The organism is Kitasatospora sp. NPDC089797, assembly GCF_040684795.1.
In the GTDB taxonomy this organism is placed as follows: domain Bacteria; phylum Actinomycetota; class Actinomycetes; order Streptomycetales; family Streptomycetaceae; genus Kitasatospora.
On record NZ_JBFBGS010000006.1, the window covers coordinates 12162 to 37692 of the forward strand.

21 protein-coding genes are annotated in these 25531 nt (G+C 74.4%); 10 read left to right on the plus strand and 11 right to left on the minus strand.

Annotated elements, in window-relative coordinates; translation table 11 throughout:
• Positions 1–23 precede the first annotated feature (23 nt).
• The 7 genes from AB0O91_RS06710 to AB0O91_RS06740 all read right to left on the minus strand — a co-directional run bounded on the left by AB0O91_RS06710 (position 24) and on the right by AB0O91_RS06740 (position 9106).
• The gene (locus AB0O91_RS06710) at positions 24–1343 is read right to left on the minus strand and encodes a sugar porter family MFS transporter (protein ID WP_363428616.1); all 1320 of its coding nucleotides are present in this window, start codon (positions 1341–1343) and stop codon (positions 24–26) included.
• The gene (locus AB0O91_RS06715) at positions 1340–2425 is read right to left on the minus strand and encodes a Gfo/Idh/MocA family oxidoreductase (RefSeq protein ID WP_363428618.1); all 1086 of its coding nucleotides are present in this window, start codon (positions 2423–2425) and stop codon (positions 1340–1342) included. The genes AB0O91_RS06710 and AB0O91_RS06715 overlap by 4 nt, the downstream gene beginning before the upstream one ends.
• Positions 2422–3954, minus strand: coding sequence for a GMC family oxidoreductase N-terminal domain-containing protein (locus AB0O91_RS06720; RefSeq protein ID WP_363428620.1), 1533 nt, complete (start codon positions 3952–3954; stop codon positions 2422–2424). Before AB0O91_RS06720 ends, AB0O91_RS06715 begins: the two co-directional genes overlap by 4 nt.
• Positions 3955–3988: 34 nt before the next feature.
• Positions 3989–4777 (minus strand): SDR family oxidoreductase, encoded by a 789-nt coding sequence (locus tag AB0O91_RS06725; protein WP_363428622.1) that lies wholly within the window; start codon positions 4775–4777, stop codon positions 3989–3991.
• The gene (locus AB0O91_RS06730; RefSeq protein ID WP_363428624.1) at positions 4774–5949 is read right to left on the minus strand and encodes a sedoheptulose 7-phosphate cyclase; all 1176 of its coding nucleotides are present in this window, start codon (positions 5947–5949) and stop codon (positions 4774–4776) included. Before AB0O91_RS06730 ends, AB0O91_RS06725 begins: the two co-directional genes overlap by 4 nt.
• A gap of 548 nt (positions 5950–6497) precedes the next feature.
• Positions 6498–7805, minus strand: a complete 1308-nt coding sequence (locus AB0O91_RS06735) for a cytochrome P450 (RefSeq protein ID WP_363428626.1) — start codon at positions 7803–7805, stop codon at positions 6498–6500.
• A 26-nt stretch (positions 7806–7831) separates the two neighbouring features.
• Positions 7832–9106, minus strand: a complete 1275-nt coding sequence (locus AB0O91_RS06740) for a glutamine synthetase family protein (RefSeq protein WP_363428830.1) — start codon at positions 9104–9106, stop codon at positions 7832–7834.
• Between the two features lie 479 nt (positions 9107–9585).
• On the opposite strand from AB0O91_RS06740, the gene AB0O91_RS06745 reads away from it, so the two are divergent.
• From AB0O91_RS06745 to AB0O91_RS06790, 10 genes are all read left to right on the plus strand, one after another.
• The gene (locus AB0O91_RS06745; protein WP_363428628.1) at positions 9586–9774 is read left to right on the plus strand and encodes a ferredoxin; all 189 of its coding nucleotides are present in this window, start codon (positions 9586–9588) and stop codon (positions 9772–9774) included.
• Position 9775: 1 nt separating this feature from the next.
• A complete protein-coding gene (locus AB0O91_RS06750) occupies positions 9776–11023 on the plus strand; it encodes an FAD-dependent oxidoreductase (RefSeq protein WP_363428630.1) in 1248 nt (415 codons plus the stop codon).
• A 23-nt stretch (positions 11024–11046) separates the two neighbouring features.
• Complete coding sequence (locus tag AB0O91_RS06755; protein WP_363428632.1) at positions 11047–11868, plus strand: acetoacetate decarboxylase family protein; 822 nt, start codon at positions 11047–11049, stop codon at positions 11866–11868.
• Entirely contained in the window at positions 11865–13331 is a 1467-nt protein-coding gene (locus AB0O91_RS06760) for an aldehyde dehydrogenase (protein ID WP_363428634.1), read from the plus strand. The genes AB0O91_RS06755 and AB0O91_RS06760 overlap by 4 nt, the downstream gene beginning before the upstream one ends.
• Positions 13324–14334: a 3,4-dihydroxyphenylacetate 2,3-dioxygenase gene (locus AB0O91_RS06765; RefSeq protein ID WP_363428636.1), complete on the plus strand. Its 1011-nt coding sequence runs from the start codon at positions 13324–13326 to the stop codon at positions 14332–14334. The genes AB0O91_RS06760 and AB0O91_RS06765 overlap by 8 nt, the downstream gene beginning before the upstream one ends.
• Positions 14334–15179: a fumarylacetoacetate hydrolase family protein gene (locus AB0O91_RS06770; protein WP_363428638.1), complete on the plus strand. Its 846-nt coding sequence runs from the start codon at positions 14334–14336 to the stop codon at positions 15177–15179. Before AB0O91_RS06765 ends, AB0O91_RS06770 begins: the two co-directional genes overlap by 1 nt.
• Positions 15180–15223: 44 nt before the next feature.
• Positions 15224–15889: a TetR family transcriptional regulator gene (locus tag AB0O91_RS06775; protein ID WP_363428640.1), complete on the plus strand. Its 666-nt coding sequence runs from the start codon at positions 15224–15226 to the stop codon at positions 15887–15889.
• A 126-nt stretch (positions 15890–16015) separates the two neighbouring features.
• Positions 16016–17545: an APC family permease gene (locus AB0O91_RS06780; RefSeq protein WP_363428642.1), complete on the plus strand. Its 1530-nt coding sequence runs from the start codon at positions 16016–16018 to the stop codon at positions 17543–17545.
• Positions 17546–17654: 109 nt separating this feature from the next.
• A complete protein-coding gene (locus tag AB0O91_RS06785) occupies positions 17655–19145 on the plus strand; it encodes an aldehyde dehydrogenase (RefSeq protein WP_363428644.1) in 1491 nt (496 codons plus the stop codon).
• Complete coding sequence (locus tag AB0O91_RS06790) at positions 19142–19891, plus strand: gamma-glutamyl-gamma-aminobutyrate hydrolase family protein (RefSeq protein WP_363428646.1); 750 nt, start codon at positions 19142–19144, stop codon at positions 19889–19891. Before AB0O91_RS06785 ends, AB0O91_RS06790 begins: the two co-directional genes overlap by 4 nt.
• Positions 19892–19897: 6 nt before the next feature.
• Here AB0O91_RS06790 and AB0O91_RS06795 read toward each other — a convergent pair whose 3' ends face one another.
• The 4 genes from AB0O91_RS06795 to AB0O91_RS06810 form a co-directional block, all read right to left on the minus strand.
• Positions 19898–20473: a MarR family transcriptional regulator gene (locus AB0O91_RS06795; RefSeq protein ID WP_363428648.1), complete on the minus strand. Its 576-nt coding sequence runs from the start codon at positions 20471–20473 to the stop codon at positions 19898–19900.
• Positions 20474–20665: 192 nt separating this feature from the next.
• Positions 20666–22156: a SulP family inorganic anion transporter gene (locus tag AB0O91_RS06800; RefSeq protein WP_363428650.1), complete on the minus strand. Its 1491-nt coding sequence runs from the start codon at positions 22154–22156 to the stop codon at positions 20666–20668.
• Positions 22157–22279: 123 nt separating this feature from the next.
• Positions 22280–22882, minus strand: a complete 603-nt coding sequence (locus tag AB0O91_RS06805; protein ID WP_363428652.1) for a carbonic anhydrase — start codon at positions 22880–22882, stop codon at positions 22280–22282.
• Between the two features lie 449 nt (positions 22883–23331).
• Positions 23332–25356, minus strand: a complete 2025-nt coding sequence (locus AB0O91_RS06810) for a fructose-specific PTS transporter subunit EIIC (protein ID WP_363428654.1) — start codon at positions 25354–25356, stop codon at positions 23332–23334.
• Positions 25357–25531 lie beyond the last annotated feature (175 nt).

Sequence of the window (25531 nt, forward strand, 5' to 3'; positions counted from 1 at the left end):
CACGGCGGGCGGTTCCGAGGCTGTCACACCCGGGCCACCGGCGTCGGCGTGTTGCTGTCGTCCAGACTGATGCCCTTCGTCTCGGGCATCCAGCGGGCCAGCAGCAGCGCCGCGGTCAGCGTCACGGCGGCGTACACGACGAACGCCCCGCCGAGCGACAGGGCGCGCACCAGCGGCAGGAAGGTCGAGGCGACGACGAAGTCGGCCGCCCAGTGGGCCGCCGTCGCCAGGCTCATCAGGGCGCCCCGGGCGCGCCGCGGGTAGATCTCGGCGGCGAAGACCCAGAAGACCGGCGCGGGGCCGACCGCCCCGGCCAGGATGAACACGCAGAGCAGCAGCACGGTGGCGCCGCCGCCCGCACCGACGAGCTGGGCGGCCGCGACCGCCGCGGCGGTGGCGGCCATCACGGCGAGCCCACCGACCATCAGGGGCCGACGGCCGCCGCGGTCCAGCAGCGCCATCGACACCAGGCCGGCGACGAGGTTGCAGACCCCGACCAGGACGGACCCGAGGACGGAACCGGCGTGGGTGAAACCACTGGCGGCCAGGATCGTCGGGGCGTAGTAGATCGCGGTGTTGAGGCCGGTGAGGTGGACGAGCACGGCGATGCCCAGGCCCAGCGCCACCCGTCGGCGCCCGGCGGCGGCGAGCGCCGCGCGGAACCCGGTCGCGCCGCCGGGCTCCGGAGCGGCTGCCGCCCCCTCGGCCGGGACCGGCGGCAGGCCGAGGGCGGCCGCCGCCGCCCGGGCCGGGCCCACCCGGCCGACGCCGGCCAGCCAGGACGGCGACTCCGGCACGGCCGCCATACCGGCCAGGAGCACGACCGCCGGGACGATCCCCACCGCCAGCACCCACCGCCAGGCGCCGCCGGACTGCAGCGCGTACGGCACCAGGTAGGCGGCCAGCATGCCCACGGTGATCATCACCTGGTTGATCGTCACCACGGAGCCCCGGCGCTCCGGCGGGGAGATCTCGGCGAGGTACAGCGGCACCGCGAAGGAGACCGCCCCGAGCGCGAGACCCACCAGGAAGCGGCCGAGCACCAGCACGGCCGGGCCGTCCGCCACCGCCGACACCGCCGTACCGGCGGCGAACGCCGCGGCCGCCGCCATGATCACCGGGCGGCGGCCGAAGCGGTCGGCGAGCCGCCCGCTGGTCGGTGCGGTCAGGGCGGCGCCGAGCAGCGCCGCCGACACCACCACGCCCTGGAGCCAGGCGGACAGCCCGTACCGCTCGGCGACCAGCGGCAGCACCCCGGCGATCGCGGCGGTCCCGTAGCCGAAGAGCAGCCCGCCGGTGGCCGGGACCAGCACCGGCAGTACCGGACCGCGCGCGCCCGTCACGCGGTCACCACCCCCACCGGGGTGCCGGCCCCGGGCCCGGCCGGACCAGCCGCCGGGGCCTCTGCGGGGTCGTCCGCCGTCGCCACCGCGCGGCCCGCCGCGGCGGCCGAGCGGGCCAGTGCCTCCCCCACCCGGGCGGCCCGGCGCGAGGCCGCCGTCGGCACCGGCGCCGGGCGCCCCTCGACCACCGCCCGCGCGAAGGCGGCGACCTGGTGCTGGTAGTGGTTCCCGGCCGGGACGGTCTCGGTGCGCGCGCCGTCGGCGGTCCGCACCGTGACCACGCCGTCCTCGCCGGCCATCGCCCAGGCGTTCCGGACGGTGATCGTGCCCCGGGTGCCCTGCAGCTCGTACCAGGCGCGCGGACCGTAGTCGATGCTGTAGTCGATCACCGCGGCCCGGCCGTCGCCGAAGTCCATCCACCCGGTGGCGCTGGTCTCCACCGCCAGCCCGGTGCGCCGGCCGAACCGGGCGCTGACCCGCTCCGGCGCCCGCCCGAAGAAGAGCTGCGGCACGTCGATCGCGTAGCAGCCGACGTCCCAGGTGGCGCCGCCGCCGAGCGCGGCGTCCAGCCGGATGTTGCCGCTGCCGTCGGCAATCTCGAAGGCGAACGCGGCCCGGACCAACCGGAGTTCGCCGACCGCACCGGAGTCCAGCAGGTCGGCGGCGAGCCGCTGCTGCGGATGGAAGCGGTACATGAAGGCCTCCATCGCGATCCGCGAGGCGGCCCCGGCGGCCCGCTCGATCCGGCGCACCCCGGCCTCGCTCATCGCCATCGGCTTCTCGACCAGGACGTGCTTGCCCGCCTCCAGCGCCCGGACGGTCCACTCGACGTGGTCGGTGTTGGGCAGCGCGACGTACACCGCGTCGATCCCGGGATCGGCGACCAGCGCGGCGTAGTCCCGGTGCGCCGTCGCGCCGTACCGGAGCGCGACCTCGCCCGCCCGCGCGTGCCGCTCCGGACGGCTGGCGACCGCGGCGACCCGGCAGCCGGGGGTGGCGGCGATCGCCGGCAGCAGGTGGCCGCTGATGTAGGCGGTCGCACCGAGGACGCCCCAGCGCAGCGTCGTGTCGGACGGGCTCATGCGGCGGACTCCTCGATGAACTCGGCGGCGCGTTCGGCGATCGCCGCCACGGCGGCGTGGATGTTCCCGGTGATCATGCTCGGGATGACGGAGGCGTCGGCGATGCGCAGCCCGTCCACCCCGCGCACCCGCAACCGCGGGTCGACGACGGCGAGTTCGTCGTCGTGCGGGCCGAACCGGCAGCTGCCGACCGGGTGGAACTGGGTCTGCGCGGCGGCCCGTACGAACTCCTCCAGCGCGGCCCGGGTGCCGAGCGGTTCGGGCGGCGGGCCGGCCCGCAGCAGGCCGAGCGGGTCGGTGTCGGCGATCTCCCGGGCCAGCCGGACGCCCAGGGTCAGGGTGTGGAGATCGGCGGGTTCGGTGAGGTAGCCGGGGTCGATCAGCGGGTGGCCGTACGGATCGGCGGGGTCGAGGGTGAGCCGGCCGCGGCTGAGCGGGCGGGTGAGCGCCGGGCCGATGGTGAAGCCCCAGCCGAGCCTGGAGGCGTTGTTGAGGTCCTTCATCGGCGCGAAGGAGAGCTGGATGTCCGGGGCGGGAGAGTCCGGCAGGACGGTGACGAAGCCGCCGGCCTCGCCCAGGTTGGACCGGTCGGCGACCGGGAAGCCCTCGACGGTGTCGTAGGCCAGCGAGACCTGGACGTGGTCGTGCAGGTTCTCGCCGACCCCCGGCAGGTCGGCCGTGCTGCCGATGCCCAGCCGGGCGAGGGCGTCGGCCGGGCCGACGCCGCTGAGCAGCAGCAGCCGCGGGGTGGCCACCGTGCCCGCGCAGAGCACCACTTCGGTGGTCGCGCCGAAGCTCCGGAGCTGCCCGCCCGCGCGGGCCAGGACGCCCCGGGCCCGGCCGCCCAGGACCTCGACCCGCAGCACCTCGGCGTCCGTCAGCACCGTCAGGTTCGGGCGCCCGAGCACCGGGCGCAGGTGGGTGAAGGCGGTGTTGGCCCGCCGGGCGGGCGCGCCCCCGGCCTCGGCGGTGACGGTCGTGCGGTAGAGGCCGACGCCCTCCTGGGGGCCCGCGTTGAAGTCCGGGTTGGCCGGCAGCCCCGCCTTCCGGGCGGCTTCGACGAAGGCGGCGGCGAACGGATGGGGCTCGGTGTTCTCCGCGATCGGGATCGCCCCGGGGAGCGGCGCACCGGTGGTCGTCTCCAGCCGTTCCAGGTAGGGCAGGAAGGCGGCCGCGGTCCAGGTGTCGCCGCCCCACCGGCTCCAGGCGTCGTAGTCGGAGGCGGCTCCGCGGATGTGCACCATGGCGTTGATCGCGCCGGATCCGCCCAGCACGCGCCCGCGGGGCCAGGCGAGTCTGCGGCCGTGCAGGGCGGCCTGCGGCGCCGTGCGGTAGCCCCAGTCGAGGTCGCCGCCGAGCAGGCCCGGCCAGGCAGCCGGCCGGGCGATGCGCGGATCGTGGTCGGTGGGACCGGCCTCCAGCAGCAGCACGCTCCGCTCGGGCCGGGCACTCAGCCGGGCGGCGAGGACGCACCCCGCCGCGCCCGCGCCCACCACCACGTAGTCGTACGTCCGGACCGGATTCTGCATGAACGTCCCTCATCTCGGCTCGACATCAGGGCGATCAGACCGCCAGGAACCCGCCGTCCACGGCGATCACCTGGCCGTTGACGTAGGACGAGGCGTCGGAGAACAGCCACAGCACCACGTCGGCGACCTGTTCGGGAGTGCCGATCGCCCCGGACGGGATCAGGCCCCGCCAGGTCGTGGCCCCGCCGACCGCCGCTTCGGAGGCGGCCAGCATCTCGGTCTCGATCGGACCGGGCGCGACGGCGTTCACCCGCACCCCGTCCCGGGCGTGCTCCAGGGCGGCGACCCGGGTGAGCGCGTTCGCCGCGTGCTTGCTGGTGACGTAGGCGCCGATCCCCGGGAAGACGGTCCGGGCCCCGTGCACCGAGCTGGTGTTGACGATGCCGCCGAACCCCTGGTCCGCCATCAGCCGGAGCTCCTCGCGCAGGCAGAGCCACAGGCCGCGGGTGTTGACCGCGAAGGTGGCGTCGAACTGCTCCGGCGTCAGGTCCACCAACCGCCCGTCGCCCGGGACTCCCGCGTTGTTGAAGGCGTGGTGGACGGTGCCGTACCGCTCGCGCACCGCGGCGAACAGCTCCCGGACACCGGCCGGGTCGGTGATGTCGCAGGGGACGAAGCGCGCCTCGCCGCCCGCCGCCGTGATCTCGGCGGCCGCCGCCTCGCCCTGCGCGACGCGCCGGGACGCCAGCACCACGCGCATCCCGGCCCGGGCGAACGCCGCCCCCGCAGCCCGCCCGATGCCGGTGCTGCCGCCGGTGACGACCACCACCCGCCCGGCGAGGCCGTGGGGGCCGCCGCCCCCCGCGCCGCCCGCCTCCGTCATCCGGTCACCGCGGCGGCCGCGGGCCGGGAGGAGGGATCCAGCAGCCTGCCCATGTACCCGGCGGCCGCCGTGATCTCGGCCCCGGTGAGGTCGTTGAGGAAGGTCACCGCGCCGATCCGGGTCAGGACCGGGAGGTTCTGCTTGCCGTCCCGGTGCCGGACGGTGTCGGCCAGCGCCTCGGTGAGCAACTCGGTGTCGCAGAACAGCGGGTGCGACGGGGCGAGGCCGAGCCGCAGCGCCGCGGCGGTGATCCGCTCCAGGTCGCCGGCGCCGATCAGCCCGCGCTGTGCCGCCAGGACGGCGGAGAAGACGCAGTCCATCGCCACGGCCTCGCCGTGCAGCAGCTCGGGCAGGGCGCGCATCTCGACCAGTGGTGAGAAGGAGTGGCCGTAGTCGACGCTGCGCCGCAGGTCCTTCTCCCACAGGTTGGGCTGGAGCTCCTCCGCCATGCCGGCGATGGCGCGGCCGATCACCTCGTCCGCGATCCCGGTCGGCGGTCGGACCACCGCCGTCTCCTGGAACCGCGCCTCGACGAGCTCGGCGCCGTACTCCTCCAGCAGTTCGAACAGCCGGAGGTCCTTGATCAGGGCCATCTTGAAGATCTCGCCCATGCCGTTGCGGATCTGGCGGTGCGGCACGGTGGCCAGGAACTCGCGGTCGATGAGCGTGCGGGGCGGCGGGCTGTAACTGCCCAACCGGTTGCGGTACCCGCCGAAGTTGACCCCGGTCTTGGCGGCCACGCTGACGTCCACCTGGCCGAGCAGGGTGGTGGGCACCCGGATGTACGGGATGCCCCGGCGGTACAGGCTCGCGGCCAGGCCCACCACGTCGGCGAGCACCCCGCCGCCGATCACGATCGGCGGGCTGCTCAGGCGGTTGGTGCCGACCTCGTTGAGCTTCGTCACCACGTCGAGCACGTTGCCGATCGACTTGCTCTCCTCGTCCCCGGGCATCGAGAGGTACGTGACCGGGGCGTCGTTCGCGTCGAAGTACTCGCGGATCCGCCCGCCGTACAGGTCGTCGATCGAGTGGTCCAGCACCACCAGGCGGCTCTGCCGGCCGGTGGCTCCCCCGGGCAGTCTCAGCAGCTCGGGATTGGCGGGGTCCAACAGGCCGGGCGTCTCGATGATCTCGTAGGCGACGGGGAGTTGGGTCCGGATCGTCCAACGCATGGGTTCGGGTGACTGTGCTGCTGGGTTCACGGCGTGGTTCCTCAACTGGTGAGCGGACAGCGCCGGCCGGCGGGGTTCCGCGGCACGGCGGACGGACCACGGTTCACCGTGGTCAGGCGTCATCGGAGGAGAGGGAGGAGCGAAGGTCGCGCAGGGCGGACAACTCCGGCCGGCCCTGCGGCAGGGCGACGGGAGCGTGGTCCCGCCTCCGGCCCTTCGAGCAGTGGACCCAACATCGCACGAGTTCTGCCGACTATCAATGGATCCCATACGGACGACAGCAGTCCGGGTCCGGCCCCGCCGGCGTCCCGCGCCCGGGTGACGCGGCCGGGACCTGCCCGGACGCGGCAGCGAACCCGTCCGTCCGGAATCCGGGCAGCCGCCGGACCCCGGAACTATGTGACACGCTTCACATGTCCTGGCACTTGCGGCGCGGCCGGGTCGGCTCCCGGGGAGGTTTCGGCCATGCGACCGGTCGGCAACAACCGTGTGTCCGGAGCAGTTTGACGTAACATCAGGAGCACGGTCGGCGCCGGCCGTTCGGAGTGTCAGGCCGGAGTGACCTCCACCGGCAGCCGCTTGATGCCGTTGACGAAGTTGGACCGGACCCGGGGCACCTCGCCGGTCAGCCGGATCGAGGACAGCCGCGGGATCAGCTCCTCGAACATGATGCGGATCTCGGTCCGCGCCAGCAGGTTGCCCAGGCACAGGTGCGGGCTGCCCTTGCCGAAGGCGAGGTGGTCGTTGTGCGCCCGGGTCACGTCGAACCGGTCGGGGTCGCCGAAGACCTCCTCGTCCCGGTTGCCGGAGGCGTACCACATCACGACCTTGTCGCCTTCGCGGATCCGCCTGCCGCCGAGTTCCACGTCGCGGGTGGCGGTGCGCCGGAAGTGGTAGACCGGGGAGGCCCAGCGCAGGAACTCCTCGACCGCGGCGGGGATCAGCGCCGGGTCCTGCTGGAGCCGGGCCAGTTGCTCGGGGTGCTGGACGAGGGCCAGCATCGCGTGGCTGATGGTGTGCCGGGTGGTCTCGTTGCCGGCGACGACCAGCAGCAGGAAGTAGTTGTCGAAGTCCCGCGCCGACAGCGGGACACCGTCCCGCGGGGTCCCGTTGACCAGCCGGGAGACCAGGTCCGTTCCGTCGCCGCCGCGCCGTTGACGAGCCAGTTCCCGCCCGTACGCGAAGACTTCGAGCGAGGCCGGGGAGCGGAACGGCAGGTCGCGGTACTTCTCGCTCTCCGCGCTGTGGAGCAGCACGTCGGCGTAGTCGGGGTCGGTGTTGCCGATGATCCGGTTGCCCCAGTCGATCAGCTTCCGGTTGTCCTCCGGCGGCACGTCCAGCAGCCGGGCCAGCACGTTGATCGGGAAGTCGGCGGAGACCTCGGCGACGAAGTCGAAACTGCCCTTGGCCAGCGCGGCGTCCAGGGTCCTCGCGGTCAGTCCGCGCAGGAAGTCGGCGTAGCGGTCCACGGTGCTCCGGCCGAACTGCCGTTGCAGCAGGCTGCGCAGGGCTCGGTGGCGGACGCCGTCCAGCTCCAGGAGGGAGGCGCGCTTCCCGATCTGGTCGTCGTCGACCTCCTCCAGGTTGACGAACCGGGTGGAGGTGAAGGTCTCGGCGTCGCGGTCGACCCGGGCGATGTCCGCGTGGCGGGTCACCGCCCAGAAGCCGGAGTTGGGCGCGGCTTCGGGCTGCCAGTGGACGGGGTCCGCACGGCGCAGCGTGCGGAACATCCGCCACGGGGTGACGCCGTCGCCGAAGCGGTCGAGGTCGGTGAGGTCGACCTGGTCCAGCGGGAGCGGTTCGTCGAGTCGCGCCCGCAGTTCGGCCGCGGTGGTGGGGGTGGTGGCACTGGTCATGGTTCTCCAGACGGCGGTTCGGAGGCTCAGAGGTGGTACGCGTACTCGTCGAACTCCCAGTCGGTGACGTGCCGTTGGAAGCGTTCCACCTCGTGGCGCTTGTAGGCCAGGAAGGAGGCGACGAAGTCCTCGCCGAGCAGTTCGGTCAGGGCGGTGTCCGCCTCCAGGGCGTCGAGCGCGGCGGGCAGGCTGGTCGGCAGGAGCGCGGACCGGGCGGGGTCGTAGCCGTAGCCGTCCAGCGGCTCCGGGGGCTCCTCGCCGGCCAGGACGCCGAGCAGGGCGGCGGCGACGGTGGCGGCGATCAGCAGGTACGGGTTGGCGCTCGCGTCGCCGAGGCGCAGTTCGAAGCGGGCGCCGGAGCCGCGCTCCGGCGGGATGCGGACCATGGCGCTGCGGTTGTCCAGCCCCCAGTCGACCAGCCAGGGAGCCAGGGTGTCCCGGCCGAACCGCTTGTAGGAGTTGACGGTGGGGTTGAGCAGGGCCGCGAGCGCCGGGGCGTGCGCCAGGACGCCGGCGACGGCGTGCCGGGCGGCGGCGGAGAGCCCGTGGGGTGCGGCCGGGTCGTCGAAGAGGTTCCCGCCCCCGGCGTCGGTACAGGACAGGTGGAGGTGGAAGCCCGAGCCGCCCGAGCCGTTGAAGGGCTTGGCCATGAAGGTGGCCAACTTCCCCTCCCGTCGGGCGAGTTCCTTGACCGCGCCCTTGAAGCGGAAGGCCCGGTCGGCCGCGTCGAGGGCCTCCGAGTGGGCGAGGTTGATCTCGAACTGGCCGCCGTCGAACTCGTGGTTGCCGGCGAGGACGCCGATGCCGAGCTCACGGAGCTGCCGCAGGGTGCGCAGCAGGTGGTTCTCCGGGTCCGCGCGCAGGCCCGCGGTGTAGACGACGCCCTCGGCCTCGGAGTACCGCCGCCAACCGCCCTCCGGGGTGGGCGAGCAGAGGAAGTACTCCAGTTCCGGGCCGACGACCGGGCGCAGGCCGTGCTCGGCGCAGCGGGCGAGGACGGTGCGCAGCAGGTCGCGCGGCGACTCGGCGGCGGGGGCGCCGGTGCGCGGGTCGGTGACCTCGCCGAGGCAGGTGGCGACGCCCGGCTCCCAGGGGAGCTTCAGCAGGGTGTCCAGGTCGGGGCGCACGGTGACGTCGGGGAGGCCTGCGTCGAGCCCGCCGGGCACCGGGACGACGTGCCCCTGCGGGCTGGTGTGGTAGACGGCCCGACAGAAGGCGAGACCGTGCTCGCAGGCCGCGGGGAGGTGGCCGAGCAGGACGTCACGGGCGCGGTCGGTGCCGATGAGGTCGGGGTAGGTCACCCGGACCACGTCGATGCCGTCGGCGGCCAGTCGCCGGAGCCGGTCGTCGAGTTCTTCGGACCCGGACGGGGACGCGGGCGGGGGTGCGGACGGGGACGGGGATGCGCTCACCGGTGCCTCCTGGGGCGGGCGTGGGCGGTGGGGTGGGTCGTGGGGCCCGGGACGGGGGGTGACGGCGGGCCCGGACCGCTCGGACGGTCCGTCGGGGGCCGCGGAGGGTGGGGACACCCGTGTCATTTGGCGTCAAACGCTAAGGCGGCCCGACCCGGCCCGCAAGGGATGGCGGAAAGAATTTATCCATCCGGATAGCTATTGACCGCACCCGAGGGCCGCCCTACGTTATTTGAAGCCAAACGAGTTCGGGGCGCTGCCCGCCCCGTTGGCACCGTCCCGGCAGCCGGCCGCCCAGACTGCCCGCTGCCGGGACTCCCCCTCCCTTCCCCCTCCGCGACGCTCTCCCACCCCCAGGAGGACCGGCCATGAAGGTCGTCGTCGACATGACCAAGTGCCAGGACCACGGCCAGTGCGTCTTCGCCGCCCCGGACGTCTTCCGCTTCGACGACACCGGCCGCCTCGCCCACGTGAGCGACCCGGACGACGCGCTGCGCGACGAGGTCGAGGAGGCCGCGGACGTCTGCCCGCTCCAGGCCATCCGGATCGAGGGCTGAGTTGACCCCCCGCATCGTGGTCGCCGGCGCCTCCCTGGGCGGCCTGCGCGCGGCCGAGCAACTGCGGGCGGCCGGCTGGCGCGGTGCCGTCACCGTCGTCGGCGAGGAGCCCCATCTCCCGTACAACCGACCGCCGTTGTCGAAGGAGGTACTGGCCGGAAAGGCTCCGTCCACGTCCCTCGCCTTCACCCTGCGCGCGTCCGTCGCCGACGTCGAGTGGCGCCTCGGCACCCGGGTCGCCGCCGCCGACCTCGCCGGGCGCCGGGTGGTGCTGGACGGCGGCGGACGGCTGGACTTCGACGGCCTCGTCGTCGCGACCGGCGTGCGGCCGCGCCGACTGCACTGCCCCGGACCGACCGCCGGCCGGCACACCGTCCGCACCCTGGCCGACGCGGAGGGCCTGCGGGCCGAACTGCTGCGCCCCGGCGTCCGGCTGGTCGTCGTCGGCGCCGGGTTCATCGGCTGCGAAGTGGCCGCGACCGCCGTCGGGCTCGGCGTGGCCGAGGTGACCGTGGTCGACCCCGAACCGCTGCCGATGCTGCGCGCGCTCGGCGAACTGCCCGCCCGGGAACTGCTCCGGCGCCACCGGGAGCGCGGCGTCCGCTTCGCCCTCGGCACCCGCGTCTCCGCCTTCACCGGCGGGGAGCCCGTCGCCGGCGGGGAGCCCGTCACCGGCCGGGGACGCGTCACCGGCGTCGTCCTGGCCGACGGCACCGAACTGCCCGCCGACGTCGTCGTGGAGTCCGTCGGCTCCGTCGCCAACACCGAATGGCTGGCGGGCAACGCCCTCGACCTCACCGACGGTGTGCTCACCGACGAGCACCTGCGGGTCGGCGGACTGCCCCACGTGGTCGCGGTCGGCGATGTGGCCCGGTTCCCCAACGCCCGCTACGACGGGGTGCCGCGCCGGGTCGAGCACTGGTGCATCCCGACCGACACCGCCCGCCATGCGGCCCGCACCCTGGTCGCCCACCTGCACGGCGCGGCCGCCCCGCCGGAGCCCTTCGCCCCGCTGCCCGGCTTCTGGAGCGACCAGCACGACGTCCGGCTCCAGTCGTTCGGCGCCCCCGCCCTGGGCACCGGCGACGTCCGGGTGCTCGACCGCGGCCCGAACGGCGACGTCCTGGTGGGCTACCACCGCGACGGCCGGCTCGTCGGCGTCCTCGCCCTGGGCGGCCGCAACGTCGCCGCGGCCGCCGCGCGCCACCGCGCCGAGCTGCTGGCGCAGCCCACCCTCGCCGCCCCCTGAAACCACCCCTGAAGGAGACACCGATGACCGCCCCGCACGGCTGGTTCCACCCCAAGAGCGCCTCCGGCCGCTCCTCGCTGATCCCCGCACCGCCGTGGCACTACTCCGGGGACCTCCTCACCGTCGAGTACCGCACCGACCCCGCGCGGGTGCGCGAGCTCCTGCCCGAGCCGCTGGAGCTCGCCGCGGAGGACCCGGGCGCCGTCGCGCTGATCTGGGCCGACTGGCAGTCCTGCTCGACCGGCCACGAGGAGCTGCTGGATCCGGTGCGCGCCCAGTACAAGGAGGCGTTCGCCGTCGTCCGCTGCTCCTACCGGGGCCGCACCTACTCGCGCTGCGTCTGGATCTGGGTCGACAAGGACTTCGCCATCGCCCGCGGACTGCACCAGGGCTACCCGAAGAAGCTCGGCTCGATCCACCTGACCCGCCCCCACCCGTACGGCCCGGCGCCCCGCATCGAGGCGGGCGCCCGCTTCGGCGCGACCCTGGCGGCCGCCGACCGGCGGCTCGCCCAGGCGGTCGTGACGCTGCGCGGACCGGCCGGGAGCAACGGCTTCGTCAACGGCCACCCCATGGCGCACCACCGCTGGCTGCCCTCCATCGAGAAGGGCGGGGGCCTGGCGCTGGACGAGCTGGTGGAGTCCGGCGCGGCGGCCTTCGAGGGCGGCCAACCGTGGGCCGCGGACGCCGAGTTGGAACTCTTCGAGGCCCCGACCGAGGAGCTGGCCCGACTGGAGGTCCGGGAGCCGATCGGCGCCTACTACCGCCAGGTCGGCGTCACCTGGGACGGCGGGCGACTGCTCGCCTCCCACACCACCACCGTCCTGGAGGAGGACAAGGCATGACGAACCGTCACACCATCACGGTGGCCGGCGTCGAGATCGACACCCGGCACTGGATCGGCGGCGAGCGCGTCGCCTCCGCCGGGACCTTCCCCGACCACTCCCCCGTCGACGGCGGCCTGCTCGGCGGGATCGCCCGCGGCGGCGCCGCCGAGGCGCAGGCGGCCGTCGCCGCCGCGAAGGCCGCCTTCCCCGGCTGGGCGGCCACGCCCCGCGCCGAGCGGGCCAGGATCCTGCACGCGATCGCCGACGGCGTGGAGAAGCGCCTGGAGGAGCTGGCGCAGGTCGAGACCCACGACAACGGCGCGCTGCTGCGCTCCCACCGGCGCGGCGTGATGCCCCGGGTCGCCCACAACTTCCGCTTCTTCGCCGACCACCTGCTCGCGCTCGGCCACGAGGACTTCGAGACGCGGGGGCACACCAACCACGTCAGCTGGGACCCGGCCGGGCCCTGCGTGCTGATCACCCCGTGGAACGCGCCGCTGATGCTGGCGACCTGGAAGGTCGCGCCCGCGCTGGCGGCCGGCGACACCGTGGTGCTCAAGCCCGCCGAGTGGTCGCCGCTGACCGCCTCGCTGCTGGCCGACATCGCGGCCGGGGCGGGCCTGCCCGCCGGGGTGCTCAACGTCGTCCAGGGCCTCGGGAGCGAGGTCGGGGACGCGCTCACCTCGCACCCGGACGTCCGCCGGATCAGCTTCACCGGATCCGTCCCGACCGCGCAGCGGATCGCCGCCTCGGCCGCCGCCCGGCTGACCCCGCTCAGCCTGGAGCTGGGCGGCAAGTCCCCGCTGCTGGTCTTCGCCGACGCGGACCTGGACCTGGCCGTCGAGCTGGCCGTCGAGCAGTACGACAACGCCGGCCAGGTCTGCCTCGCCGCCACCCGCCTGCTCGTCGAGGAGTCGGTGGCGGAGGAGTTCACCCGGCGGTTCACCGCCCGGGCGGCCCGGCTGGTCCAGGGCGATCCGCGCGACGCGGCCACCGACATCGGCCCCACCATCCACCCGCGGCAGGTGGAGCGGATCGACGGCTTCGTGCGGCGGGCGGTCGGGGCCGGGGCGCGGGTGGTCCTCGGCGGGCACCGCGGGGACGGCCTGTTCTACGCCCCGACGCTGCTGACGGACGTGGCCCAGGACAGCGAGATCGTGCAGGAGGAGGTCTTCGGACCGGTGCTCACCCTGCAGACCTTCACCGGCGAGGACGAGGCCGTGTCGCTCGCCAACGACACCCGCTTCGGCCTCGCCGCCACCGTCGCGACCGGCTCGCACGAGCGCGCCGAGCGGGTCACCGCGCGGCTGGTCGCGGGCACGGTCTGGGTCAACTGCTTCTTCGTCCGCGACCTCCGGGCCCCGTTCGGCGGCGCGCGCCACTCGGGCGTCGGCCGGGAGGGCGGCGACTGGAGCTTCGACTTCTACTGCGACGTCAAGAACACCGTGACGGCGCCCGGGGGTTGGGGGTCCCGTGGGTGAGATCGTCGGGGCGGGCCTGCTGGCCCACGTCCCCACCATCGTGCTGCCGAAGGAGACCCGCCGGGAGCTGAACGAGGGCCGGGAGATCACCCTGGTCACCGGCCTGCGGCAGTTGCGCCGCGAGGTCTTCGAGCGGGACGACTACGACACCGTCGTGGTGCTGGACTCGCACTGGGCGACCACCGTCGAGTTCGTCGTCACCGCCCACGCCCGACGGGCCGGGCTGTTCACCTCCGAGGAACTGCCGCGCGGCATGTCGCGAATGCCCTACGACTACCCCGGCGACCCCGAACTCGCCCGCAACGTCGCCGGGTTCGCCGAGCGGCACGGCACCTGGATCACCCCGATCGACGACCCCTTCCTGCCCGTCTACTACGCCACGATCAACCTGTGGAAGTACCTGGGCGAGGGCCTGCCCGACAAGCGCTGGGTGACCGTCGGGGTCTGCCAGACCGGGGACGCGGAGGACCACCTGCGCCTCGGCCGGGCCCTCGCCGACGGCGTCGCGGCCACACCGGGCCGACGCGTGCTGCTGATCGCCTCCGGCGCGCTCTCGCACACCTTCTGGCCGCTGCGCGAGCTGCGCGACCACGAGTCCAGCGACCCCCGGCACGTCTTCACCCCCGAGGCGCGCGCGGCCGACCTCCAGCGGATCGGGTGGTTCCGGCAGGGCCGCCACGACCTCGTGCTCGACACCATGGACGAGTTCCGGCGGTTCAGGCCGGAGGCCGGGTTCTCCCACTACCTGATGATGGCCGGCGCGCTGGGCGCGCAGGCCTGCACGGCACCCGGCCGCCAGTACGGCGAGTACGAGAACTCGATCGGCACCGGCCAGGTGCACCTCTGGTTCGACCGGCCCGCCGACGGCTGGACCGCGACCGGGCGGACCGGGGTCGAGCGGACCGGGGCCGGGCGGACCACGGCCGACCGGACCGCTCCGCGCGGCCCCGGCCGGCGCCACGACCCCCACCACCACGTCGACCCCCACGGGGAGGGATCCTGATGCCCGAGTACCGCCGCATCCTGCTGGACGGCGCCGCCGTCCAGGTCGTCCGCGACGGCGAGGAGCTCGTCGCCGGGGACGGCCGCCGGGTGAAGGCCGCAGCGGCGCAGCACCTGCCGCCGGTCGTGCCCAGCAAGATCATCGCCGTTCACCTCAACCACCTCAGCCGGGTGGCGGAGTTCCGGATCGGGCTCGGCCCGGCCCCGACCTACTTCCACAAGCCCACCTCCTCGCTCAACTCCCACGGCGGCGCGGTGGTGCGCCCGGAGGGCTGCAAGTGGCTGAACTACGAGGGCGAGGTCGCCATCGTCATCGGCCGCACCGCACGCAACATCTCCCCGGCCGAGGCGGCCGACCACATCGCCGGCTACACCGTGGCCAACGACTACGGCCTGCACGACTTCCGCGACACCGACGCCGGCTCGATGCTGCGGGTGAAGGGCTCCGACACGCTCTGCCCGCTCGGCCCCGGGCTGGTCACCGACTGGGACTTCCCCGGGAAGTACCTGCGCACCTACGTCAACGGCGAGGTGGTGCAGGACGGTTCGACCGACGAGATGGAGTGGGACATGCACTACCTGGTCGCCGACATCGCCCGCACGATCACCCTCTACCCCGGCGACGTGCTGCTGTCCGGCACCCCGGCCAACTCCCGCCCCGTCCAACCGGGCGACCTGGTCGAGGTCGAGGTCGAAGGGCTCGGACGGCTCGCCAACCGCATCGTCTCCGGTCCGACCCCGGTGCGCTCCGACATCGGCGCCCAGCCGACGGAGTCCGAGGAGGTGCTCTCCACGGCGCTGGGCGGCGACTGGGAGTTCCGGGGCGTCCGGCCCCCGAAGCGCTGATCACGGGCCCGGCCGCGGGCGGCCTGCCTTGTAGGGTCACCGCCATGACGGAGACTGACGAGGCGGGCCGCCCCGGCGCGGCGGGAAAGCCGCGCAAACCGCGCAAGGCGGTCCACTACGGTGCGGGGCGCGAGGCGCTGCTGAGCGCCGCCGTGCGGGTGGTGGCCCGGGGCGGGCTGCGCAGGCTCACCTACCGGGCGGTGGCGGAGGAGGCCGGGGTCACCCACGGCCTGGTCGCCCACCACTTCGGCTCGCGCGACGCCCTGATCGAGGAGGCGCTCGCCCACACCGTCCGGACCAGTCTGAACACCAGCACACTGGGGGCCGGCACCGGCCGCAGCACGGACTTCTCCGCAGGCCTCGCGGACATGGTCAACTCCGACCCGGACACCCAGGCCTTCCAGTACGACCTCCTCCTGGAGGCCCGGCGCCGACCCGAACTGCTGCCGCAGGTGAGGACGTTGTACGACGAGTACTTCGACGCCACCCGGCGCGAGCTGTCCCGGATGCTCCCCGAGGACGCGGACGACGGGCTGACCAGGCTCGTCTTCGCCGCCCTGGACGGCCTGGTGCTGCACCAGCTCGTCCTCGACGAGCCCGCGGCCACCGAGGCCGCGCTGGCGCGGCTGCGCTCCCTGCTGCGACTGCTCGGCGCCGACGGCGACGGCGACGGCGACGGCACCTCCGCCCCGACCATCGCGGGGCCGTAATCAACTCTTGACCGCCCCAAGGGATTTCGCCGCCGCGAACCCCTTGTCAGGTGGATAGTTTGAGCCCAGGATGAGGCAACTCGTTTGGCTCTAAACAGTAGCCTCTCTCCTCAGCAGGTGATCCGAGTGGACAGTCACACGGTCGCTCCCGACCACTCCCGGCGGGAAACCGCCCCGGCCTCCGGCCGGCTCAAGCCCAACGCACTGGGCGTCCTGGGCATCCTCTTCTTCGTCCTCTCCGCACAGGCGCCGCTCACCGGCATCGCCGGCGCGGTCCCCGTCGCCATAGCCTTCGGCAACGGCGCCGGCGCTCCCGCCGCCTATGCCGCGGTCGGCGCCGTGATCCTGCTCTTCTCCGTCGGCTTCGTCGCCATGGGCCGCCACGTCGTCGACGCCGGAGCCTTCTACACCTACATCGGCAGGGGCCTGGGCCACGCCACCGGTACGGGCAGCGCAGCGGTCGCGTTCTTCGCCTACTGTTCCGTCCAGGCGGCGATGTACGGGCTCTACGGCGCCACCGTCAACGGCCTGGTCATCCACTACACCGGCGCGGACGTGCCCTGGTGGGTCTTCTCGCTGGCCACCGTGGCACTCGTCCAGGTGCTCGGCGCGACCGGCATCGAGATGGGCGCCAAGGTGCTGACCGTCTTCGTCCTCGCCGAGTCGAGCATCCTGCTCGCCTTCGCCCTGGTCACCCTCCTCAGGGGCGGCGGCCCGCAGGGCCTCGACTTCGGCCACAGCTTCTCGCCCGACGCCGCCCTCAAGGGCGCCCCCGGTGTCGCCCTGATGTTCGCGGTCGCCTCCATGTTCGGTTTCGAGGCCACCGCCATCTACGGCGAGGAGGCCCGCGAGCCGCACCGCACCGTCCCGCGTGCCACCTACCTGTCGGTCGCCGTCATCACGACCTTCTTCGCCTTCGTCTCCTGGATGCTGGTCTCCAGCTACGGCGCCTCCCACGTGCTCGACGCCGCGACCAGCGCCGTCACCGGCGGCAGCAGCACCGAGTTCGTGTTCGCGCCGATCGCCGACCGGTTCGGCGGCTGGGTGAACACCGTGCTGCCGATCCTGCTGGCCACCTCGCTCTTCGCGGGCATCCTGGCCTTCCACAACTCCGCCAACCGCTACCTGTTCTCGCTCAGCCGCGACGGACTGCTGCCGCGCGGCCTGCGCACCCTCAACCGCCGCCACTCGCCCTGGGCCGCGGGCTGCGTCCAGTCGGCGGTCGCCGTGCTGCTGGTGCTCCCCTTCGCCCTGCTCGGCAAGGACCCGGTGCTGTCCCTGTTCTCGTGGTTCAGCGGCCTCGGTGTCCTCGCCTGCATGCTGCTGTACCTGCTCACCTCCTGCTCGGTGATCGTGTTCTTCCGCCGCGAGCGGCTCGACACCCGGCCCTGGAACACCGTGATCGCCCCGACGCTGGGCGCCCTGGGCCTGGCCGGCGCCCTCTGGCTGGTCCTCAGCAACTTCACCACCCTGATCGGCGGCAGCACGACCACCGCCACCTGGCTGGTCCTCTCCGTCCCGGCGGTCCTGACCGCGGGCGTGACGGCCTCCCGGCTGACCCGCGGCCGGCGCCGGCGGTCCGCCGCCGACGACGGCAACGGCGCCGACCACGGCGCTGACGGATCCGCCGCCGGCACCGACTCCGCGTCCGGCTAGGCCCGGCCCCGCTCCCGAGGGGGCGGCCCGGCGCACCGCCCCCTCGGCGCGGACCACCGCGCACCCCCGCCACCTTGACGTTTGACCCCAAAGAACGGAGGACACCCCGATGTCCGACGCCACCACGCACCAGGAGTGGGTGCGGCGCGCCCACCGACTCCGGCCGCCGGACACCCACCTCATCGACGGCGCCGACGAGCCGGGCGGCGGCGCCACCTTCACCGTCGTCTCCCCCCGCGACGGCCGGGTCCTCGCCGAGGTCGCCGACGCGGGCACCGCCGAGGTCGACGCCGCCGTCGCCGCCGCCCGCCGGGCCTTCGACGCCGGCCCCTGGCCCCGGCTGGCACCCGCCGAGCGCGGCCGCGTCCTGCTCCGGATCGCGGACCTGATCGAGGAGCACCGCGCGGAACTCGCCCTCACCGTCAGCCTGGAGATGGGCAAGCCGGTCAGCGACGCCTACGCGATCGAACTGCGCGCCGCGATCGCGACGTTCCGCTGGTACGGGCAGCTCGCCGACAAGGTGACCGACGGGGCCCCGCACGTCGCCCCGGACGCGCTGGCCCTCGTCACCCGCGAGCCCGCCGGGGTCGTCGGCGCCGTCGTCCCCTGGAACTTCCCCCTGACGCTGGCCAGTTGGAAGATCGCCCCGGCACTGGCGGCCGGTTGCACCGTCGTCCTCAAGCCCTCCGAGTGCTCCCCGCTCTCCGCGCTGCGACTGGCCCGGATCGCCGCCGACGCCGGGCTCCCCGCAGGCGTGCTCAACGTCGTCGCGGGCGACGGCCCCACCGCGGGGCGGGCGCTCGGCCTGCACCCCGGGGTGGACGTCCTCGCCTTCACCGGCTCCACCCCGGTGGGCCGCCGGTTCCTGCACTACGCGGCCGACTCCAACCTCAAGCGCGTCTGGCTGGAGCTGGGCGGCAAGTCCCCCAACATCATCCTGCCCGACGCCCCCGATCTGGACCGGGCCGCCGCCACCGCGGCCTGGGGCATCTTCTTCAACCAGGGCGAGATGTGCACCGCGCCCTCCCGCCTGCTCGTCCACCGCTCCGTGGCCGAGCAGGTCACCGAGGCCGTGATCCGCCGCGCCCGGGAACTGCGGGTGGGCGACCCCCTCGACCCCGCCACCGAGATGGGCGCGCTGGTCAGCGAAGCCCATCTGGGGCGCGTCCTGGACCACGTCACGACCGGGGTCGACCAGGGCGCCCGACTGCGCACCGGCGGTGCCCGGCTCACCACCGGGACGGGCAGTTACCTCCAGCCGACCGTCTTCGACCGGGTGGACCCGTCCATGAGGCTCGCCCGCGAGGAGATCTTCGGACCGGTGCTCTCCGTCCTCGTCTTCGACGACGTCGCCGAGGCGGTGGAACTGGCCAACGCCACCGACTACGGCCTCGCGGCCGGCCTCTGGACCGGCGACCTGTCGACCGCCCACCGCGTCTCCCGGGCCCTGCGCGCCGGCACGGTCTGGGTCAACTGCTACGAGGAGGGCGACCTCACCGTGCCCTTCGGCGGCAGGAAGCAGTCCGGCAACGGACGCGACAAGTCCGCCCACGCGCTGGAGAAGTACACCGAGCTCAAGACCACCTGGATCCAGCTGTGAGCCACCCGGGCCGCTCCGACCGACGGCGTCCCCTGATCGCGATCCCCGCCCGGTTCGCCGCCTCCACCTCCGCGCTGCGCCACGCCGCCGAGGTCAGTGCCCGCGCCCTGGTCGAGTCCGTCTGGCGCGCGGGGGGCGAACCGGTCGGCCTCCACCCGCACGCTCCCGGCGGCACCTGCCCGCCGTCCGAAGTCGCCGCCCGGCTCGGCGCGTTCGACGCCCTCCTGCTCCCCGGCGGCGGCGACATCGCCCCCCACCGCTACGGCCACCCCGACACCCACGCGAGCGTCTACGACGTCGACGACGAGCAGGACGGCTTCGACCTCGCCGCCGCCCGGCACGCCGTCGGGACGGGGATGCCGCTGCTGGCGATCTGCCGCGGCCTCCAGGCGGTCAACACCGCGCTGGGCGGGACGCTCCACCAGGACATGGGCGGCCCGGAGCGGGAGCACCGCCACCTCGTCCACCCCGTGACCGTGGCCCCCGGCTCGGCCCTGTGCGGCGCTGCGGGCACCGGGGAACTGGACGCCTCCTGCTTCCACCACCAGCGCGTCGACCGGCTGGGCCGTGGACTCGCGGTGACCGCCACCGCTGCCGACGGGACCGTCGAGGCCCTCGAACTGCCCTCCGGCGCGGGCTGGTTCCTCGGAGTCCAGTGGCACCCCGAGGACACCGCCGCCCAGGACCCGGCCCAGCAGCGCCTGTTCGACGCCTTCGTGCGCGCCGCCGTGAAGGCGCGCGGCTGATGCCACTCAGCCCCGCTTGGGCCGGCGCCCGCTCCGCCGCGGAGCGGGCTCCCGCCCGTCCAGCAGCGCGAGCCGCCGCTCCTCGCCCTGCTCCTGCACCTGCAGCACCACCTGGCGCAGCGCGTCCGCCGTGCGCCGGCACTCCTCGTCGCTGAGGCGGCCGGCGACGAACGCCTCCTCGGCGTTGAAGTCCGGGAAGACCCGCTCCATCAGCTCCCGGCCCTCCGGGGTCAGGTCCAGCAGCACCAGCCGCCCGTCACTGGGGTGGTCCGCCCGCGCGACGAGCCCCCGCGACTCCAGGGTCCGGGCCACCCCGGTGAGCGTCCCCTTGGAGATGCCCGCCTCCTCGGCGACCTGCCGGGTCTCCGACTCGCCCCAGATCCAGATCACCCAGAGCACCACGAAGGCCGTCCAGGTCAGATCGGCCCCGCGCAGCACGGTGTTCTCCAGGTGCTGCCGGACGGCCGCGGCGGCCCGGTGGATGTTCGCCACCACGGCCATCTGCTCGCGGCGCAGCGGGATCCCGCCGAGCCTGCTCTCGGCCAGCTTCTCGGCCTCGGTCAGAGAACGCTGCGAAGACACCCGCCACACCCCAATCGTTCGGATCCAAAAATTGTACGGCCGGCCCACGGCCCGTCCACCGTCCGGGTGGGGAGGCCCGGGACCGGCGAGGTGACCCGGAGGAACATCTCCAGGCCCCGGGCCAGGACCAGGGCCAGGACGTGCGGGAGGGCGGGTGGAACCCTCCCGGCGCCCCGGAGCCGGGTGGCAGGGTCAGGCCGCCGCCACCGGGAGTCCGACCAACTCGGCGCGGCCGCTGCGGTTGTGGCGTTCCTGCCACTGCTCCAGGGCGCTGCGGCAGGCGTGGTCGAGGTGGCGCAGGCCCGAGAGGTCGAGCCGCACGGGGCGGTCCGCGGGCAGTTCGGCCAGCGATTCCAGGGTCTCCAGCAGGCGGGGCAGCCGGAGGAAGGTGGCGTTGCCGCTCAGGGTCACCCGGACGGGTTCGTCGGCCGGATCGGTGACGACCGCGATCTGCAGGTGCGAGGTGTCCCAGGCGCTCTTGAGCACCGCGAGGAGCAGCCCGAGCAGTACGCCTTCGAGCAGGTTGGTCGCCACGATGGCCAGGGCGGTCACCGTCAGGATCACCGCCTCGCCGCGGTCGGCCCGCCAGAGCGGGCGCAGCGCGCGGAGCGGGACCAGCTTGGCGCCGGCGTGCACCAGCACGCCCGCCAGGGCGGCGACCGGGATGACCGTGAGCGCGGCGGGGACGAGGGCGGCGAAGAGCAGCAGCCACAGTCCGTGCAGCACCCGGGAGGCCTTGGTGCGGGCGCCGGCCTGCACGTTGGCGGCGCTGCGGACGATCACGGCGGTCATCGGGAGGGCCCCGAGGAACCCGCAGACGGTGTTGCCGACGCCCTGGGCGAGCAGTTCACGGTCGTAGTCGGTGCGCGGGCCGTCGTGCAGGCGGTCGACGGCCGCCGCGCTGAACAGGCTCTCGGCCGAGGCGATCAGCGCGAACGCGAGCGCCGTGCCGAGGACTCCGACCGTGCCGAGCGCCGCGAGTTCGGCGGCTCCGGGCAGGTGGATCACCCCGGCGAGGCCGGCCACCCGGACCCGGGCGACGGGCAGGTCGGCGAGGGCGGTGACGGCCGTCGCGGCGGCGACGGCGGCGAGCGGCGCGGGCACCAGCCGGACCTTGGCGGGCAGCCGGGGCCAGAGCACCAGGACCGCCACCGTCCCGGCGCCGATCGCGGCGGCGGCGAGGGCGTGCGGGCTCCCGGCGACGTCGACGGCGAGGCCCGGCAGGCCCGCCAGTTTGCCGAGGCCGTCGGCCGGCCCCTTGGCGTCGGCGAGGGCGTAGAGCTGACCGGCGATCAGGACGAGGCCGATCCCGGCGAGCATGCCCTGGACGACGGAGACGGATATCGCCCGGAACAGGCGGCCGAGTCGGGCCGCCCCCATGGCGAGTTGGAGCAGGCCGGCCGCGGCGGTGATGACGCCGAGCGTGGCGAGGCCGTGTTCCTGGACGGCGGCGAGGACGAGCACGGTCAGGCCGGCCGCGGGGCCGGACACCTGGAGGCTGCTGCCGGGCATCAGCCCGGTCACCAGGCCGCCCACGATGCCGGTGATCAGGCCGAGTTCGGCCGGCACGCCGGAGGCGACGGCGACGCCCACGCAGAGCGGGAGCGCGACCAGGAAGACGACGACGGAAGCGGGGAGGTCAGAGCGCAGAGTGCTCAGCCGAAGGGCGGGACGACGGGTCATCGGGTCCTCGGGAGAGTATCGGTGCGGACGGTGTCGGTCCGGAGGGTGGTGGTGGCGCCGCGGTGTGCGGGGCCGGGCGGGGTGCCGTGGTTCATTGGCGGGTCGGACCGGTGGACAGCCGCTTCACAGCGGCAGGAAGAGGTCGGCTTCGGGCTGGTGGGCGAGCACCAGGCCGGTGTGGATCTCGTAGAACCAGCCGTGCAGCCGGATCCCGCCCTCGCCCAGCCGTCGGGCGACGGCCGGATAGCCGCGCAGCCGGTCCAGTTGGGTGAGGACGTGGCGCTGCACCGGGCCGGCGACCGTGGGGTCGAACACATCCGTCCCGTCCGCGCCGAGCTCGGCCGGGTCGGCCTGGCGCAGCCAGTCGCGGACGGCGGGCACGACGCTGAGGTCCTCGCCGCGGACCACGGCGCCGACCGCGCCGCAGTGCGAGTGGCCGCAGACCACGATGTCGCGGACGCCGAGCACCTCGACGGCGTACTCGACGGTGGCGGTCTCGCCCGAGGCGCGGTCGGCCCGGTAGTCGGGGACGATGTTGCCGGCGGTGCGGAGTTCGAAGAGGTCGCCGGGGTCGGCGCCGGTGATCAGGGCCGGCACCACCCGCGAGTCCGAGCAGGTGATGAAGAGTGCCTGGGGCGTCTGGCCGGCGGCGAGACCGGTGAGCTTCCGGCCGGTGCCGTCGGCGCGCTGCGGAAAGGTCCGGGCCCGGTCGATGAGCGGTTCCATGGGGGTCGGGGCCTCCTTCGTGGCCCCTACGGCTTCGGCCGGAGGGGCGAGGGACGGGGGACGTGGCGGTGCGCGGAGCCGTGCGCTCCGGGCGGAAGGGTGCGTCGGCACGACGGCCGCAGCACACCACTGGGCCGCGCCGTCGTCGGTGCCGTTCCGGCGACCTGATGGCGCGTCAAGGGCGAGTAAAGCACGGCTATGGGACGAGTAAATACGCGTTCCGGGCGTAAGTTGTGCCGATCTCGTTAACATCCTGTTGCCCCGACCGGCGTCGGGCCTTCCGCTCCGGAAACCCCGCCCGGTCGGGCCGGTCCCGGCGACCGCCGCACCGCCGCACCGCTCCGAAGGCCGCGCGCCCGCGCCCCGCGGACACGACAGGGGCGCCCGCTCGATCGAGCGGGCGCCCCTACCGGCTCCCGGATCCCGGCTCCCCCGGGCCCACCTGGGCGTCAGGCGCCGACCAGCTCCGCCCCGGTGGCGACGGAGTCCGGAGCCTCCGGGCCGGCGGGCTTGCGCATGCCCTTGAGCAGGACGACCGCCGCCGTGGTGACGACCGTGCCCGCCACGACGGCGACCAGGTACAGGAACGGGCTGCCGATCAGCGGGAGCACCCAGATGCCGCCGTGCGGGGCCCGCAGGGTGGAGCCGAAGGCCATCACCAGGCCGCCCGCGGTCATGCTGCCGAGGATGTTCGCCGGGATGACCCGCAGCGGGTCGGCCGCCGCGAACGGGATGGCGCCCTCGGTGATGAACGACGCGCCGAGCACCCAGGCCGCCTTGCCGTTCTCCCGCTCCTCGGCGGTGAACAGCCGGCGCCGGACGACGGTCGCCAGGGCCATGCCCAGCGGCGGGGTCATGCCGGCCGCCATCACGGCGGCCATCACCTTGAGGCTGCCGGCGTCCGGCGCGCTGCCCGCGGTGGTGAGCGCACCGGCCGCGAAGGTGTAGGCGACCTTGTTGAGCGGGCCGCCCATGTCGAAGGCCATCATCGCGCCGAGCAGTACGCCCAGCAGGATCGCGTTGGAGCCGGAGAGGCCGTTCAGCCAGTCGGTCAGGCCGTTCATCGCCGAGGCGATCGGCGAGCCGACCAGCACGAACATCAGGAAGCCGACCGCCGCCACCGACAGCAGCGGGATCACCACCACCGGCATGATGCCCCTGACCGCCTTCGGCACGTTCCACCGGACCATCCACAGCACCAGGAAGCCCGCGGCCAGGCCCGACACGATGCCCCCGAGGAAGCCCGCGCCGACCGCCACCGACACGGCACCGCCGGCGATGCCGGCGGCCAGCGCCGCGCGGTCCGCGATCGCCCAGGCGATGTATCCGGAGAGGACCGGGACCAGGAACCCGAAGGAGGTCTTGCCGGTCTGGAACAGCATCGCCGCCCAGCTGTGCGAGGAGGTCCAGTCGAAATGGCCCAGCACGGAGGGGGCGGAGGCGATCTGGTAGCCGCCGATCGCGAACGCGAGGGCGATCAGCAGACCGCCCGCCGCCACGAACGGGATCATGTAACTGACGCCCGTCATCAGGTACTTGCGCAGCCGCTGGGCCCAGTGCTCGCCCGTTCGCCCGCCGGTCGCGGCCGCCGGGGCGGCGGCGCGCGCACCGCTGCCGGTCTCGGCGACCAGCCTGGTGGCCTCGGCGATCAGCTCGTCGGGGCGGTTGACGGCGGCCTTCACGCCGACGTCCACGGTCGGCTTGCCGGCGAAGCGGGCGCGGTCGCGGACCTCGACGTCGTGGGCCAGGATCACCGCGTCGGCGGCGGCGATCGCCTCGGGCGGCAGCGGCGTCGTCCCGGCGGACCCCTGGGTCTCGACGTCGATCCGCGCCCCCGCCCGGGCGGCGGCCAGTTCCAGGGCCTTGGCGGCCATGTAGGTGTGGGCGATCCCGGTCGGGCAGGAGGTCACCGCGACCAGCCGCAGCCCACCGGCGGCGGCCGACTCCGAAACAGCCGACTCCGAACCGGCCGGCGCCGCGGCCGCCGAAGCCGGCACCGCGGCGGGCGCCTCCTCGCCGTTGACCAGGGCCGCGACCGCGCGCGGGCTCTCGGCCTCGCGCAGGGCGCCGGTGAACGCCGGGTCCATCAGCCGACGGGCCAGCGCGGCCAGGATCTGCAGGTGGGTGTCGTCCGCCCCGGCCGGTGCCGCGATCATGAAGACCAGGTCGGCGGGCCGTCCGTCCGGGGCGTCGAAGTCCACCCCCCGGACGCTGCGGCCGAAGGCCAGGCTGGGCCGGGTGACATGGGCCGATCGGCAGTGCGGGATGCCGATCCCGTCGCCCATCCCGGTCGGGGCCTGGGCCTCGCGGGCGGCGATGTCGGCGAGGAAGCCGTCGAGGTCGGTGACCCGGCCCTCGGCGACCAGCCGCTGGGCGAGGGCGCGGAGCGCTTCGCTCTTGTCCTCGGGGGCGAGGTGGAGGTCGACGAGTGCGGGTGAGATCAGTCCGCTGGTGTCGCTCATCGGGTCGGTCATCGTGTCGGTCCTTCGACTGGTGCCTGACGGTGTTCCCTTGCCCCCGGGATCACCCGCCCTGCCGTCCCACACGGCCGGGCGGGGTTGCCTCCGACCGGAGGCCGTTCTCGGCCGCGGACCGGCCCGCGGCTCGACTGCGGTCTCGCCTGCGGCCTCGGCCGCGCGCTCAGCCGCG